Source organism: Rhodococcus ruber NBRC 15591, assembly GCF_001894945.1.
GTDB lineage: Bacteria > Actinomycetota > Actinomycetes > Mycobacteriales > Mycobacteriaceae > Rhodococcus > Rhodococcus ruber.
Genome location: NZ_BCXE01000008.1, coordinates 57,808 through 72,873, shown reverse-complemented (window position 1 = coordinate 72,873; position 15,066 = coordinate 57,808). Strand labels below are relative to the sequence as shown.

Annotated in this window: 15 protein-coding genes and 1 riboswitch; of the genes, 8 read left to right on the top strand and 7 right to left on the bottom strand. The window is 72.4% G+C overall.

The genetic code is table 11. The features are described from left to right. On the bottom strand, positions 1-912 hold a 912-nt coding region (locus RR3_RS06570; RefSeq protein ID WP_255325548.1), incomplete at its 3' end, for a DUF3027 domain-containing protein. Positions 913-961: 49 nt separating this feature from the next. Here RR3_RS06570 and RR3_RS06565 point away from each other — a divergent pair. Genes RR3_RS06565 through RR3_RS06555 form a run of 3 tightly spaced genes read left to right on the top strand, consistent with a single transcriptional unit; the run spans position 962 to position 3,981 of the window. Continuing rightward, positions 962-1,768, top strand: a complete 807-nt coding sequence (locus RR3_RS06565; protein ID WP_064065876.1) for a glutaminyl-peptide cyclotransferase — start codon at positions 962-964, stop codon at positions 1,766-1,768. Between the two features lie 57 nt (positions 1,769-1,825). Beyond that, positions 1,826-3,517 (top strand): MFS transporter, encoded by a 1,692-nt coding sequence (locus tag RR3_RS06560; RefSeq protein WP_017679361.1) that lies wholly within the window; start codon positions 1,826-1,828, stop codon positions 3,515-3,517. Beyond that, positions 3,514-3,981, top strand: a complete 468-nt coding sequence (locus RR3_RS06555) for a DUF2771 family protein (protein WP_010593975.1) — start codon at positions 3,514-3,516, stop codon at positions 3,979-3,981. The genes RR3_RS06560 and RR3_RS06555 overlap by 4 nt, the downstream gene beginning before the upstream one ends. A 110-nt stretch (positions 3,982-4,091) precedes the next feature. On the opposite strand, the gene RR3_RS06550 is transcribed toward RR3_RS06555, so the two are convergent. Next, the gene (locus RR3_RS06550; RefSeq protein ID WP_010593974.1) at positions 4,092-4,502 is read right to left on the bottom strand and encodes a cold-shock protein; all 411 of its coding nucleotides are present in this window, start codon (positions 4,500-4,502) and stop codon (positions 4,092-4,094) included. Positions 4,503-4,669: 167 nt separating this feature from the next. Here RR3_RS06550 and RR3_RS06545 point away from each other — a divergent pair, with 167 nt between their 5' ends. The 3 genes from RR3_RS06545 to RR3_RS06535 all read left to right on the top strand — a co-directional run bounded on the left by RR3_RS06545 (position 4,670) and on the right by RR3_RS06535 (position 6,331). Continuing rightward, on the top strand, positions 4,670-4,912 hold the full coding sequence (locus RR3_RS06545) for a hypothetical protein (RefSeq protein WP_010593973.1): 243 nt from the start codon (positions 4,670-4,672) through the stop codon (positions 4,910-4,912). Beyond that, positions 4,909-5,301: a YccF domain-containing protein gene (locus RR3_RS06540; protein ID WP_010593972.1), complete on the top strand. Its 393-nt coding sequence runs from the start codon at positions 4,909-4,911 to the stop codon at positions 5,299-5,301. Before RR3_RS06545 ends, RR3_RS06540 begins: the two co-directional genes overlap by 4 nt. Before the next feature lie 211 nt (positions 5,302-5,512). Further along, positions 5,513-5,737, top strand: a riboswitch (cyclic di-AMP (ydaO/yuaA leader). A 9-nt stretch (positions 5,738-5,746) separates the two neighbouring features. After that, the gene (locus RR3_RS06535) at positions 5,747-6,331 is read left to right on the top strand and encodes a resuscitation-promoting factor Rpf1 domain-containing protein (protein ID WP_010593971.1); all 585 of its coding nucleotides are present in this window, start codon (positions 5,747-5,749) and stop codon (positions 6,329-6,331) included. A 64-nt stretch (positions 6,332-6,395) separates the two neighbouring features. Here RR3_RS06535 and RR3_RS06530 read toward each other — a convergent pair whose 3' ends face one another. Then, positions 6,396-6,584 carry a hypothetical protein gene (locus RR3_RS06530; protein ID WP_003936421.1) on the bottom strand — a complete coding sequence of 63 codons (189 nt, stop codon included), beginning with the start codon at positions 6,582-6,584 and terminating at the stop codon, positions 6,396-6,398. A gap of 60 nt (positions 6,585-6,644) precedes the next feature. Here RR3_RS06530 and RR3_RS06525 point away from each other — a divergent pair, with 60 nt between their 5' ends. Together RR3_RS06525 and RR3_RS06520 are read left to right on the top strand one after the other, a co-directional pair. Beyond that, entirely contained in the window at positions 6,645-8,927 is a 2,283-nt protein-coding gene (locus RR3_RS06525; protein ID WP_040274158.1) for a helicase-associated domain-containing protein, read from the top strand. A 76-nt stretch (positions 8,928-9,003) separates the two neighbouring features. After that, the gene (locus RR3_RS06520; RefSeq protein WP_017682144.1) at positions 9,004-10,662 is read left to right on the top strand and encodes a DNA repair helicase XPB; all 1,659 of its coding nucleotides are present in this window, start codon (positions 9,004-9,006) and stop codon (positions 10,660-10,662) included. 7 nt (positions 10,663-10,669) lie between these two features. Here the strand turns inward: RR3_RS06520 and RR3_RS06515 are convergent, their stop codons facing one another. From RR3_RS06515 to RR3_RS25035, 4 genes are all read right to left on the bottom strand, one after another. Next, positions 10,670-11,338, bottom strand: a complete 669-nt coding sequence (locus RR3_RS06515) for a response regulator (protein WP_010593967.1) — start codon at positions 11,336-11,338, stop codon at positions 10,670-10,672. Beyond that, complete coding sequence (locus RR3_RS06510) at positions 11,320-12,993, bottom strand: sensor histidine kinase (protein ID WP_064065848.1); 1,674 nt, start codon at positions 12,991-12,993, stop codon at positions 11,320-11,322. Before RR3_RS06510 ends, RR3_RS06515 begins: the two co-directional genes overlap by 19 nt. Before the next feature lie 68 nt (positions 12,994-13,061). Next, the gene (locus RR3_RS06505) at positions 13,062-14,468 is read right to left on the bottom strand and encodes a CitMHS family transporter (RefSeq protein ID WP_010593965.1); all 1,407 of its coding nucleotides are present in this window, start codon (positions 14,466-14,468) and stop codon (positions 13,062-13,064) included. A 109-nt stretch (positions 14,469-14,577) separates the two neighbouring features. Further along, complete coding sequence (locus tag RR3_RS25035) at positions 14,578-15,021, bottom strand: hypothetical protein (protein ID WP_064065849.1); 444 nt, start codon at positions 15,019-15,021, stop codon at positions 14,578-14,580. Positions 15,022-15,066 lie beyond the last annotated feature (45 nt).

The following is a 15,066-nucleotide window of genomic DNA, read 5'->3' as shown; positions in this document are numbered from 1 at the left end:
GGTCTCGGAGCTCTCCGCCGTCTCGGTGCCAACGGTCCCGTTCTCCATCGCGGCCTCGTCGACCACTGCGGCGGCGGCGTCCCGGTCGTCCGCGCCAGGACGGTCCTGCTCTCCTTCGGCGGCGGGCGGCAGGGCGACGACCTCGACAGCGGAGTCGTCGTACGGCTCGTGGACCGGGGAGCCGGCGCCGGTCGGCAGGGTGGTGTCCGAGTGGGCTCCGCACCCGTACGCCGAATGCACCACGTGGCCGTCGGCGGCGAATTCGTTGCCGCACACGCCGAACGCCGCGCGCAGGGAACCCGCGAGGGGCAGGTAGAACCCGCACAGCCGGCACGTCGAGGGCGCCGCCTTGGCCATCTCCGACTCCGGACCGTAGTCGCCGTCGTACCAGCGCTGGGCCGCCTCGAGACGTCCCTCGAGGCTCATGACCTGTTTGCGGCCCAGGCCGATCTCGCGGGCCGTCTCGTCGATCTCGGGGTCGCCGGTGGCGACATAGCCCGGCACGAGGCGCGGATCCCCGGCCGGAGGGGCGAGCAGATCACCGGGGCCGAGGTCGCCGGGCCGGATCCGCTCGTTCCACGGCACCCACCGGGGCGCGACCAGGGCGTCCGGTCCGGGCAGCAGCGCCAGCTCGCTCACGGTCACCCGATCCGAGCCGGGCGCGGCGGCGACGACGACGGCCCACTGCCAGCCCCGGTACCCGGGCAGTTCCGCGGCGAACCGGTGGGTGGCGGCGCAGTCGTCCTCGGCGGCGACGCCCAGGTACGCGCCGACGCCGGTCTCTCCGGCGTCCAGCAGCGCGGCCCGCGCGACGTCGACGGCGTCGGCCAGCAGAGGCTGTACGAGCTGTTCGGTAGAGGCGGACGCGGAGCCGGACGCAACTGAGGAAGGCACACCACTCACGGAGCCCATTCTGCCGCACGGAACCGTCGCCGCGAGCCTCGGCTGCCATCATGTGGGCATGCGCCGACGTCCGCTCTCCGTCGTGGCCGGTGTCGCGGCCGCGATCGTGGCCGGTGTCGCGGCGGCCGCGTGCGACTCCGCCCCGGCGGATCCGGGTCCGCCGGCCGAGCGCCTGCGCACAGAGATCGTGGCCGTCTACCCGCACGATCCTGCCGCGTTCACCCAGGGGCTCGAGGTGTCCGGCGACGAGCTCCTCGAGGGCACCGGCCTGTCCGGCCGGTCGTGGATCGCGGCGCGATCGCTGGCCACCGGCGCCGAACGGGTCCGGGTCCCGGTGCCGGACGACATGTTCGGCGAGGGCATCACGGTCGCCGGCGCCACCGTGTGGCAGCTGACGTGGCAGGACGGGGTCGCGATCGCCCGCGACCGGGACACCCTGGCCGAACGCGGCCGCGCCGGCTACGACGGGGAGGGCTGGGGACTGTGCGCCCAGGACGACCGGCTGGTGATGAGCGACGGCACGGCGGAGCTGACGTTCCGGCACCCCGGGACCTTCGCCGAGACGGGCCTGGTCACGGTACGGCGCGAGGGCCGCGCCGCCACCCGGCTCAACGAACTCGAGTGCACCGACGACGGCGCGGTGTACGCGAACGTGTGGAAGACGGACGAGATCCTGCGCATCGACCCGGACGCGGGCCGGGTGACCGCCGTGATCGACGCGGGGGCACTGCGCGAACACCTCCCCGAAGACCGGCGCGAGCGCATCGACGTGCTCAACGGAATCGCCCACCTGCCCGGTACCGATCGCTTCCTCGTCACCGGCAAGTACTGGCCGTCGATGTTCGAGGTGCGGTTCGTGCCGTGAACGCGGCACCGGGTACGCCACCGAACGCCGATCCGGCCGGTGCGACAGAATTGTTCCGTGACCGATTCGGACGAGGAACGCGCGCACGACGACGCGGACCGTCGTGCCGACGTCGGCGGTCGTCCCCGCCCGTCGGCCCGGGCCCCGCACCCCGGCAACGGCAACTATCCGCCGCCGCGGCGCACGTCCGCGCGGCGTACCCCCCTGCCGCCGCTGCACCCGGTCGAGGACGTCCGCCGGCACCGGGGCGACGACACGCCCCGCGGCGAGCGCGCCGGCGCCCCGCGGGCCCCGCGGATGCCGCGGAAACTGACGGTCACCCGTGTCGCGGCGCTGCGCAGCCGTGAGCTCACGAGCAAGGGCATCGCGACGTTCCGCCGCGCCGCCACGGCGGACGGCGCGGACCGCTCGGGCCTGACGGCCCTGACCTACGCGACGATGGCGAACTTCGCGAGCGACGCCGCGGTCGCCGTGGCCCTGGCGAACACCCTGTTCTTCTCCGCGGCGACGGGTGAGGACAAGACCAAGGTCGCCCTGTATCTGCTCATCACGATCGCCCCCTTCGCGGTGATCGCCCCGCTGATCGGCCCGCTGCTCGACCGGTTGCAGCACGGCCGCCGGCTGGCACTGGCCACGTCGTTCGCGGCCCGCACCGTGCTCGCCGTGGTGCTGGTGTTCAACTTCGACAGCTGGGGCCTGTACCCCGCGGCCCTGGCGATGATGGTGCTGTCCAAGTCGTTCGCCGTGCTCAAATCGGCGGTGACGCCACGAGTGCTGCCACCCGAGATCGACCTGGTCCGGGTGAACTCGCGGTTGACGGTCTTCGGCCTGGTGGGCGGCACGATGGGCGCCGGGGCGGTTGCCGCCGCCGCGGCCTGGCTGTTCGGCTCGTCGGGGGCCCTGTGGCTGTGCGCCGTCATCACCGCGTTCGGCGCGTACCTGAGCATGCGGATTCCCTCGTGGGTGGAGGTCACCGAGGGTGAGGTGCCGGCCACGCTGTCGTACCACGGCGCCGAGCCCCGCGTCGGAACCCGCACCGAGGTGGTCGCGGCACCCGGGCGCGCCGCCGGCGGGAAGGGCCGTCGCCAGCCGCTGGGACGGGCCGTGCTCACCGGACTGTGGGGTAACGGCACGATCCGGGTACTCACCGGTTTCCTGACCTTGTTCATCGCCTTCGTCGCCAAGTCGAGGACCGAGCACGAGCCCTTGGTCCAGGCCGCCATGCTGGGCCTGGTCGGCGCGGCTGCCGCCGTCGGCAACTTCACCGGCAACGCGACCGGCGCGCGGCTCACCCTGGGCCGGCCGGCCCTGATCGTGGTGCGCTGCACCGCGGCCGTGACGGTGGTGGCGGCGCTGGCCGCTGCGACCGGCAGCCTGTTCACCGCGGCACTGGTGGCGCTGGTGGGGTCCTGCGCGAGCGCACTGGCCAAGGTGTCGCTGGATGCGTCGCTGCAGCAGGACCTCCCGGAGGAGTCCATCGCGTCCGGGTTCGGTCGTTCGGAGACGGTGCTGCAACTGAGCTGGGTGTTCGGTGGGGCGCTGGGGGTGCTGCTGCCCACCGAGTACTGGCTCGGGTTCACCGTGATCACGGTCGTGCTGGCCCTCGGGCTGACGCAGACGATCCTCACCTACCGTGGAGGCACCGTCGTTCCGGGCTTCGGTGGCAAACGCCCGGAACACGCCACCCAGGAGACCACCGGTCGCAGCCCGCGGCCAGGCGGACGTACGACGAGAAACGGAACCCGATGAGACTGCAGCCCCGGACGAAGAAGACGATCGCGATCCTGGTGGTCGTGGCGCTGATCACGATCGGCGGGCTCACCGCGGTCGTGGTCTCCCTCGTCCGGTCGGCACCGCCGAGCCTGCCCACGGTGACGGCGTATGCGCAGGGCCGTGCGGTCACGGTCGAACCCGGCCTGTGCAGCGCCGACGGCACGTGCGCCGGTCTCGAGGCGGTGATGCTCGAGGTTCCGGCCGGCCGGCCGCTGCAGCTGTCGCTGCCGTCGGAGATCGCGGACTCCGACTGGCGGCTCAACGTCACCTACGGTGATCCGCGCACCGGCGAGATCTTCGAGGGGTTCCGCGACTACACGCCCGGGCAGGCCCGGGCCGTGACGGTGCCGTCCGACCCCGGGGCGCAGTTGCTGAACGTGGTGCTGCAGCTGCCCGCGACCGGGGAGCAGGCGCCGGTCTGGGCGATCCAGACGTTCTGAGCACCAGCGCGCACGCGCTCCGGGCCACAGCGCGCACGCGCTCCGGGCCACAGCGCGCACGCGAGAGGGGCCTTCCGGTGCAGCACCGGAAGGCCCCTCTCGCTCGGGTGTCAGGAGTCGAGCTCGCGCGCGACGGCGCGCATGACCTCGGAGATCCGCTGGGCGGTCTTGCGCTCGGGATGACGGCCCTTGCGCAGCTCGGGCTGCACGGTGGCCTCGAGCAGCTTGATCATGTCCTCGACCATGCCGTGCAGTTCGTCGGGGGTGTGCCGCTTCTGGGGAGCCGCCTCGCGCCGGCCACCCTGGCGGACCGAGGGCAACGGATCGAGCAGTTTCAGACTGAGGGCCTGCGGCCCACGACGCCCCGCGGCCATGCCGAACTCGACCCGCTGACCCGGCTTGAGGCCCTCGACCCCGGCCGGGAGCGCGGACGCGCGTACGTAGACGTCCTCGCCCTCCTCCTGGGACAGGAAGCCGAAGCCCTTCTCCACGTCGTACCACTTCACCTTGCCGGTAGGCACTGCGTTCACCCGCTCCTCGACAGCCGTGCCCCGCGGGGCACGAGTGGATATGCAAAACAACGCGCCCCGCTTCGAGTGCGGGACGCGCAGACTTGCGTCAGTGTACCCGGGGCGCAGTCCGCTTCCGAAAGTCCGGCGACGGCGTGCCGGGCCGCGGAAGCACTACGGTGGAACGCGTGGGTACCTCCAGTTCTTCCGTACCGGGCAACGGCCTGCTCAAGGCCGCACTGGCCTGCTTCGCGGTCGGGGTCGTCGCCGTCGTGGCGATCTTCCTGACCCCCGTCGTCACCGACGGCCGGCCGGGCCTGGTCCTGTATCTGCTGACTCTCGCCTGGCCGCTCGGTTTCGTGCTGGCCTTGACCTTCGCGCTGCGCTCCGGCCGGCGCGCCCGCGGAAGGGACCGCACGTGAGGATTCTGCTCAACATCATCTGGCTGGTCTTCGGCGGCCTGTGGCTGGCGCTGGGGTACTTCGTGGCGGGCCTGATCTGCTTCGTGCTGATCATCACCATCCCGTTCGGGATCGCGGCGTTCCGCATCGGTGTGTACGCGCTGTGGCCGTTCGGCAAGACGGTGGTGGACAAGCCCACGGCGGGGGCGGGTTCGCTGATCGGCAACGTGATCTGGGTGATCGTCGCCGGCATCTGGCTCGCCCTGGGGCATGTCGTGACGGCGATCGCGATGGCGATCACGATCATCGGCATCCCGTTGGCGGTCGCGAACCTGAAGATGGTGCCGATCTCGCTGCTGCCGCTCGGGAAGGACATCGTCCCGGTGGACAACCGGCCCAGTTACATGTGACGTTCCTCACATAACGCGGGCATAACGAGGGGGTCGCGGACCGGGACCGGCGATGGACTTTCGGCCCTACCTGCGACTTCATCGCGTCACACCGGGCACCCCTGCACCGCCGGCGCGACGCTCGGCGTTATCAATTGGTGACAATCACCGTCTCGAGCCGTTACCGTCGTGTCCGGCCGGTTGGTTCGGCCACCCCGGGTCCGTCGCGCCAAATCCTGCTCCGCGGATTCCGGGTGTCCCGACGAACGATCCACGGGAGCAGGAAGCGGGGGACCCAACGGTCTCCCAGGGAACACCGATTCCCAGGAGGCACCCGGATCGCCGCCCCGGCGACGGTCCTTGGGGTGAAGCCGAATCGCCCACCGGCGAGGAGGCCGGGCTACCTCTTCAGCCCGAACCCGACAGCTGACCTCGTAGGCGCGTACGGAGAGGAATCGGAACCGACATGAGCGGACGCCATCGCAAACCCACCAACACCGGCCGCACCGTCGCCAAGTTCGCGCTGACCAGCGCTGTTCTCGGCGTCACGGGCGTCGCCTTCAGCGGCACCGCCAACGCCGCTCCCGACTCCGACTGGGATCGCCTCGCGCAGTGCGAGTCCGGCGGCAACTGGGGCATCAACACCGGCAACGGCTACCAGGGTGGCCTGCAGTTCTCCCCCAGCACGTGGAACGCCTACGGCGGCGGCGAGTATGCCGCGACCGCCAACCAGGCCAGCCGTGAAGAGCAGATCGTCGTCGCCGAGCGCGTGCTGGCCGGCCAGGGCTGGGGCGCATGGCCGTCCTGCTCCTCGAGCCTCGGCCTGAGCAGCGCGCCGACGCAGCGCAGCGCGCCGTCCACGAGCGCCGGCACCGTCCAGAACACCCCGGTCGTCGAGGCCGCCCCCGAGGCGCCCGAGCTTCCTGCCCTGCCCGCCGAGGCCCAGGGCCTGCGGGCCGGCTTCGAACAGGGCCTCGAGGCCCTGCGCCAGGCCGGCATCGCCGTCGACCAGAACCTCGTCGACGCGGTCAACGCCGCACTGCCGAACTGACACCCGGCACAGCCACACGAAAGAGCCCCGCACCTGCAGGTGCGGGGCTCTTCTGCAATCCGGGTCAGCGGTTGATGACGGTGCGGGGGTGGGTGTACGGCAGGGCGTCGACGGGCAGCGGGAACTCCATCTCCTCGCCGTACGGGGACAGCGGGCCGGAACGAGTCGAGGACAACTCGGTGACGGCGTGGTCCCCGTCCGCCACCTTGGGCCACCCCGGATCGACGTACTGCTTCTTCGAATTGTCAGCCATGCGCTCATTTTGGCAGGCACGTTCACGGACAGCCACTTCAGGTCTCTAATCTTGGTGTCGATGACCGCCACCGACCCCGCCGCGCCGGAGACCGGCCCGGAGTCACTCGCCCGCTGGCTCGCCGACCGCCGCGACGCCGACCTCGGCGAGCTCCTGCGCGCCCGCCCCGACCTGGTGGTCCCGCCACCCGCCACGATGACCGTCCTGGCCGGCCGCGCACAACAGCGCGCGTCGGTGTTCCGCGCCGCCGACGAGCTCTCCGTCCTCGACTTCGGGGTGGTCGAGGCCCTGACCCGGCTGGGTGCCGACCGGGTGCCCGTCACGCGCCGCGCTCTGCTCGACTCCCTCTCCGGTCGGGTCACGGCCAAGAACGTCGACCGGTCGCTCGAGGCCCTGCGCCGGCTCTCCCTCGTATGGGGCCCGGCCGAGGGGCTGCGGGTCGTCGAGGCCGCCGCCGCGACCGTGCCGTGGCGCCTCGGGCGCGGCCCCGACCCCGATCCCGACCCACAGGACCTCGGCGCCGTCCTCGCCGACCTCGACCCGGCCCGGCGCAGCCTGCTCGACACGCTGGCGCGCACCTCCCCCGTCGGCCGGACCCGCGACGCCGCACCGGACACACCCGCCGACCGGCCCGTGCAGCGCCTGATCGCGGCCGGCCTGCTGATCCGGCTCGACGACGAGACCGTCGAACTGCCGCACCGCGTCGGTCAGGCACTGCGCGACGAGGCGCCGTTCGACCCCGCCGCCCTGACCCCGCCCCGGCCGCTGCCCGCGACGCACGTCGTCGCCGACGTCAACGCCACCGCGGCGGGTGCCGCCCTCGAGCTGCTGCGGCACTGCGAGAACCTGATCGACGCGCTCGGCGCCCTCCCCGCTCCCGCGCTCAAGTCCGGGGGTCTCGGGGTACGGGAGCTGCGTCGCCTCGCCAAGACCGTCGACGTGGACGAGCAGCTCGCCGCGCTGCTCGTCGAGGTGCTCGCCGCCGCCGGACTGATCGCACGGGGCATGCCGCAGCCGGCGCCGACCACGGACATCGACGACTACTGGGCGCCGACCACCGCCGCCGACGGCTGGTCGAACGCGCCGCCCGCGCAGCGCTGGGCCGTGCTCGCCGGCGCGTGGCTCGACGCGCCGCGCCGCATGTGGCTCGTCGGGCGTCGCGACGCCACCGACAAGCCGATCGCCGCACTCTCCGACGAGGCCCGGTCCACCGCCGCACCCCGTGAGCGGCGCCTGCTGCTCGAGCTGCTCGCCGAGGTACCCGGGTCGGCGCCCGACGCGGATGCGGCTCGAGCCGTGCTGGCCTGGCGGCGGCCGCGGTGGGCGGCCCGGCTCGGCGGTGACACGGTGGCCGAGACGCTGCGCGAAGCGACGGCCCTGGCCGTCGTCGCGCACGGTGCTCTCGCCTCTCCCGGCAAGGCACTGCTGCACGGCGGCGACCCCGACGCCGAGATGGCCGCGGTCCTGCCCGAGCCGGTCGACTACGTGCTCGTCCAGGCCGACCTGACGGTGGTCGCGCCCGGCCCCCTGGTACCGGAACTCGCGGACCGCATCGCTCTCGTCGCCGACGTCGAGTCGGCGGGCGCCGCGACCGTGTACCGGGTGACCGAGGCGGGCGTGCGCCGCGCCCTGGACGCCGGCACCGGCGCCGCCGACCTGCACGCCCTGTTCGCCACGCATTCGCGAACGCCCGTCCCCCAGGCGCTGACCTACCTGATCGACGACGTCGCCCGCCGTCACGGCCGGCTCCGCGCCGGGGTCGCCGCCTCGTTCGTCCGCTCCGACGACCCCGCGCTGCTGGCCGAGGTGCTCGGGCACCCCGTCGCCGCCCGCCTCGCCCTGCGGGCCGTCGCGCCCACGGTCGCGATCTCGCAGGCGCCGCTGGCCGAGGTGCTCGCCGAGCTGCGCGGTGCCGGATTCGCGCCGGCCGGCGAGGACGCCACCGGCGCGGTGCTGGACCTGCGGCCGCGAGGCGCCCGGGTGTCGGTGCCGCGGGCACGGCCCCGCTACGCCGGCCCGATGCCGCCCACCGGGGAGCAACTCGACACCCTGATCCGCACGCTGCGCGCCGGGGACCGGGCCGCGGCCGCCCCGCGCGGGGCCACGGTCCGCGGGGACGGCTCCCGCACCGGTGGTGCCGCGACGATGGCGCTGCTGCAGCTCGCCGCGCACGACAAGCGCAGCGTCCGGATCGGCTACGTCGATGCGCAGGGTGTCGCCACCCATCGCATCGTCGATCCCGTCGCCGTCGGCGGCGGACAGCTCGAGGCCTTCGACCCGGCCGCGGGCACGGTCCGCAGTTTCGTGCTGCACCGCATCACCACGGTCGCCCTCGTCGACTGACGGCGGCGGTGGCGGCCCGGCCGTCCCGCCTGGAGAATAGAGAGGTTGTTCTCTGTTCCCGTGCTAGGAGGCGTCCGTGCCCGACGGACCGTTGATCGTCCAGTCCGACAAGACCCTGCTCCTCGAGGTCGACCACGCGCTCGCGAACGAGGCCCGGCAGGCGATCGCCCCGTTCGCCGAACTCGAACGCGCCCCCGAGCATGTGCACACCTACCGCGTCACCCCGCTGGCGTTGTGGAACGCCCGGGCCGCGGGGCACGACGCCGAGCAGGTCGTCGACGCCCTCGTCAGCCACTCCCGGTTCGCCGTCCCGCAGCCGCTGCTCGTCGACATCGTCGACACCATGGCCCGCTACGGACGGCTGCAGCTGGTGAAGAATCCCGCGCACGGCCTGACCCTGGTCAGTCTCGACCGGGCGGTGCTCGAGGAGGTGATGCGCAACAAGAAGATCGCCCCGATGCTCGGCGCGCGGCTCGACGACGACACCGTGATCGTGCATCCGAGCGAGCGTGGCCGGCTCAAGCAGATGCTGCTCAAGGTGGGCTGGCCGGCCGAGGACCTCGCCGGCTACGTCGACGGGGAGGCGCACGCGATCAGCCTCGACTTCGAGTCCCACCCCTGGCATCTACGGGACTACCAGGAGATGGCCGCGGACTCGTTCTGGGCCGGCGGCTCCGGCGTGGTCGTGCTGCCCTGCGGGGCGGGCAAGACGATGGTGGGTGCGGCCGCGATGGCCAAGGCCGGTGCCACCACCCTGATCCTGGTGACCAACACCGTCGCGGGGCGGCAGTGGAAGCGCGAACTGATCGCGCGCACGTCGCTCACCGAGGACGAGATCGGCGAGTACTCCGGGGAGAAGAAGGAGATCCGCCCGGTCACCATCGCCACCTACCAGGTGATCACCCGCAAGTCGAAGGGCGAGTACCGCAACCTCGAACTGTTCGACTCCCGCGACTGGGGGCTGATGATCTACGACGAGGTGCACCTGCTGCCCGCACCGGTGTTCCGGATGACGGCCGATCTGCAGTCCCGGCGCCGGCTCGGCCTCACCGCGACGCTCGTGCGCGAGGACGGCCGCGAGGGCGACGTGTTCTCGCTCATCGGTCCCAAGCGCTACGACGCGCCGTGGAAGGACATCGAGGCGCAGGGCTGGATCGCGCCCGCGGAGTGCGTGGAGGTGCGGGTGACCCTGACCGACGCGGAACGGATGGCGTACGCGGTCGCCGAGCCCGAGGAACGGTACAAGCTGTGCTCGACCGCGCACACGAAGATCGCGGTGGTGAAGTCGATCCTCGCCCGGCACCGCGACTCCCCCACCCTGATCATCGGCGCGTACCTCGATCAGCTCGACGAACTCGGCGCGGCGCTCGACGCCCCGGTGATCAAGGGCTCGACCCGGAACAAGGAGCGCGAGGAGCTGTTCGACCGCTTCCGCGCCGGCGAGCTGAAGGTGCTCGTCGTGTCCAAGGTCGCGAACTTCTCGATCGACCTGCCCGAGGCCTCGGTGGCGGTGCAGGTGTCCGGCACGTTCGGCTCGCGTCAGGAAGAGGCGCAGCGTCTCGGCCGGTTGCTGCGTCCCAAGCACGACGGCGGGCAGGCGCACTTCTACTCGGTCGTCGCGCGTGACACCCTCGACGCCGAGTACGCCGCGCACCGGCAGCGGTTCCTCGCCGAACAGGGCTACGCGTACCGGATCACCGACGCCGACGATCTGCTCGGGCCCGCCATCGGCTGATCGCGGTTCAGCCGGCCGGGAGGCGATACTCCTGTTCCGGTCGTCCCGTGCTGCCGTACCGCAGCTGCATCCGCAGCTGCCCCTTGGTGACGAGCGCGGCGAGATAACGCTGAGCCGTCGCGCGGGACACCCCGATCGTCACCGCCACCTCCCCTGCCGACATGGGCGTCGCCGACGACGAGAGAGCCTGCAGAACAAGCTCTTTGGTCACCGAACGGGGAGCCCGGTCTGCGGCGCCCGACGGGGCGGGCCGCAGCGCGGCCAGCGCCGAGTCGATCTCGGCCTGGCTGAGTTCGGCTCCGGCGACCAGACGCCGGTACTGCGCGTACGCCGACAACCGCCGCGCGAGTTCGGTATTGGGAAACGGCTTGACCAGATACCCCGAGGCGCCGGCGGCCAGCGCGGCCCGCACCGTCGTGCCCTCGGCGGCCGCGCCGAGTACGAATGCGTCGCAGTCGAGTTCGCGGATCAGATCGATGCCGGAGCCGTCGGGCAGGTACACGTCCACGAGCGCGAGATCGATCGCGGTCTCGCGAACCGCGGCCCGGGCGGCCGCGAGGGTGCCGGCGACCGCCGCCACCCGGAACCCGGCGACCGCGGCCACCACGCTCGCGTGCAGCTCCGCGACCCGGAAGTCGTCGTCGACGACGAGCACCGTCAGATCGGATCCGCCCATCCGGTGTCTCCTTCGTCGAGTACGTCGATCAGGGTGGCGACGAACACCGCGCCGCCCGTGGGATTGTCCGGGGTGCGCCGCCCGCCGGGATCGGCGACGGTCACATCGCCCCCGTGCTGCCGGGCCACCTGCCGCGCCAGGGCCAGGCCCATGCCGCGACCACCCGGGACGGCGCCGTCGGCGTGGGTGGTGACGCCCTCCCCGAAGATCTCCTCGGCCCGCCCGGCGGCGACCCCGGCACCGGTGTCCGCGACGGCCACATGCAGGTCGCGCCCGGCCTCGACGAGTTCTACCTCCACCTCGGCGGGGTCGTGCCCGCGCTCGCGAGCCGCCTCGATCGCGTTGTCGAGCAGATTGCCCAGCACGGTCGTGACGTCCACGGGGCATCGGACGGTGCCTCGCACCCAGGTGTTCTCGCCGAGAACCAGCGTCACCCCGCTCTCCCGCGCGTGGGCAGCCTTGGCGGTGAGAAAGGCGTGCAGGTACGGATCGGCGACGGCGTCGAGCCCGTCGAGTGGCCGGCCCGCCGGTCCGGCTCCGAGGAGCTGCTCGAGGTACTCGGTGGCCTGCGCGCTGCGCCCCTGCTGCAGCAGGCCGTAGAGCAGATGCAGACGATTGGCCGTCTCGTGGCGCTGGGCCCGCAGCGCGGTGGTCAGCGACTGCACGGCGTCCAGCTCGCGGGTGAGCTTCTCGACGTCGGTCCGGTCGCGCACCGACATCACGGTGCCCAGGTCGCGCCCGTCCCGCCGGACGCGACGCGCCACGGCGAGGACGATCCGGTCCCCCACGGCCGCAGCCACCGGCTCGTCGCGGGGGCTGCGTGCGACGTCGAGCAGGCGCGGGGTCAGGCCGACGTCCTCGAGCCGGTCCCCCGCCCCGCCCCGCAGGTCGAGCAGCCGGCGGGCCTCGGCGTTGACGACGGTGACCGTGCCCTCCGTGTCGGCACCGATCACCCCTTCCCCGATGCCGTGGAGCACCACCTCCTGCTCGCGGACCAGCTCGGCCAGCTGCTCGGGTTCGAGGCCGAGGGTCAGCCGCTTCCACCGCCGGGCCAGCAGCGCCGAGCCCGCGGCACCGCAGGCCAGGGCGCCGGCTGCGACGAGAGACGCCTGCGCGACGTCCTCGCGTAGTTCCGACCGGATGCGGTCCGTGGCGATGCCGACACTGACCTCGCCGACGACCCGGTCCGAGCCGGGCGCGACGACCGGCACCTTGGCCCGGACGGAGTCGCCCAGGGTGCCGCGCTCGCTGCGCACCACCTCGCGGCCGGCCAGGGCCTCGTCCGGGTCGGTACTGACGCGTAGTCCGAGCAGGTCGGGGTCGGGGTGGGCCAGGCGCAGCCCCTGCTCGTCCGTGACCACCACGAACAGCGCACCCGTGGCGTCGCGGACCGCCTCGGCGGCCTGCTGGACGGTGCCGGAGGCGAGTTCCGGGTTGCCGGGGGCGACGACCCCGTCGTCGGCGGCGGCGAGCCGGGCCACCTCGGCCCGGACCGTGGCATCGACTGCCACGGTCCGGGCGACGGCGAGGGCTCGTTGTCCGTGCTCATCGGTGACGCGGTGCTCGGTGGTGGTGACGAACGCCGCGAACCCCAGCCCGAGGGCCGCCGCGACCACGGCGGACTGCAACAGCAGCACCTGGGTCCGCAGCCTCACGACGCCTCCGGTGGTTCCGGGTCCGACACGATCGATCCGTTTCCCGCGACGGTACGTCGCCGCCGGGCTCAGCCGAGCGGGATCTGACCCAGTGCGACGCCCACGACCAGCATCGTGAGCGAGACGATCGTCGCACGCCACAGCACCTTGCGGTGGTGGTCGGCGAGCTGCACGCCGGCGAGGGTGACGAGCAGCAGGATCGCGGGTACGAGGGGGCTCTGCATGTGTACGGGCTGGCCGGTGATCGACGCGCGGGCCATCTCGACCGGTTCGATCCCGTACTGGGCGGCGGTCTCGGCGAGCACCGGTAGCACCCCGAAGTAGAAGGCGTCGTTGGTCATGAAGAACGTGAACGGAATGCTGAGCACCCCCGTGATCACCGCGAGGAACGGGCCGAGCGCGTCCGGGATCACCCCGGTCAGCCACAGCGCCATCGACTCCACCATGCCGGTGCCCTGGAACACCCCGGTCAGGACGGCCGCGGCGAACACCATGGCGACCACCGACACGATGCTCGACGAGTGCCGGACGATCGCCTCGGACTGGTCGGCCACGCGCGGGAAGTTCACCGCCAGCGCCAGACCGGCGGCGATCATGAACAGCACGGGGATGGGCAGGACGTCGAGGCCGAGGACGACGAGCAGCGCGACGGTGAGCAGGGCGTTGAACGGCAGCAGCTTCGGTCGCAGGGTTGCGCGGTTCGGATCGAGGGCGGCGGCGAATCCGCCGGTCTGGTCGTCGCTGTCGCCGGCGTCGGCCCCCGGGCCGGTCCCGGTCGCTCGGGATCCGCCCGATCCGCCGGAGCCGGTCGATCCGCCGCGGCCGACACCCGCGAGGACCGGTTCCGCGGTCCACACCAGCTTGCCGAGTCGCCGGCGCTCCATGACACCGAGGTGCAGCGCGAAGCCGAGCACGACGACCAGGCCCACGAGCAGCGAGGGGATCATCGGCACGAACACGTCCGACGGGGACAGGCCCAGGGCGCTGGCGGCACGGACCGTCGGCCCGCCCCACGGGATGATGTTCATCGTCGCGTTCGCCAGGCCCGCGACGACCGTCAGGATCACGGGGCTCACCCGCAGCTTCAGGTACAGCGGCAGCATCGCCGACGTGGTGATGATGAACGTGGTCGAGCCGTCGCCGTCCAGGGAGACGATCATCGCGAGCACCGCGGTGCCGACGACGAGCCGCGCCGGGTCGTCGCGCACGAGCCGCAGGATCAACCGCACCAGCGGGTCGAACAGTCCGACGTCGATCATGATCCCGAAGAAGATGATCGCGAAGAACAGCAGCGCCGCGGTCGGGGCCAGGTCGGTGACGCCGTCGACGATCATGTCGCCGAGATCGAGACCGGCGCCGGCGAACAGCCCGAAGGCGACCGGGACGAGGATGAGACCGACGACGGGCGTGGCCCTCTTGGAGAGGATCAAGTACATGAAGACGGCGACCATGAGGAAGCCGAGGAAGACAAGCACGATCTGCTCGCTTTCGTCTGGGGACGGTGCGGAGGGGGTTCGAGAAACCGGGCCGCCGCCCGGTGTGATCCCTGCTACACCGAAGTGTGAGGCCGCCCACTCCGAGTGGTCACCGTTGCGTGCGATAGCCCCGTTGTGCGCATTCTGCTCGAGTTGAGGCCGGAGCCTCACGACAGGTTTCCCCGGCACCGCCGGGGGTAGCCGTAGGTATGGGTGCACGGGGCACAGCAGAGGGTCGGACCGCACGCGGCGCCGGCCGAACGGCCGGGGGCAGGGAACGCACATCTCGCAGACGGGCAGCCGCCCCGAAGTCGACGACCGCGGCCACGACGACGTCGGCCACGACGCGGTCGGACACCGCGAAGTCGACGACCGCGCGATCCGGCACCGCGAAATCCACCACCGCACGATCCGGCACCGCGAAATCCACCACCGCACGATCCGGCACCGCGAAATCCACCACCGCACGATCCGGCACCGCACGATCCGGCACCGCGAAATCCACCACCGCGAAATCCACCACCGGGAAATCGACCACCGCGCGGTCGGCCACGGCTGCGCCACGGCGGACGGACCCGGATCGGCGAGCCGGACGCGC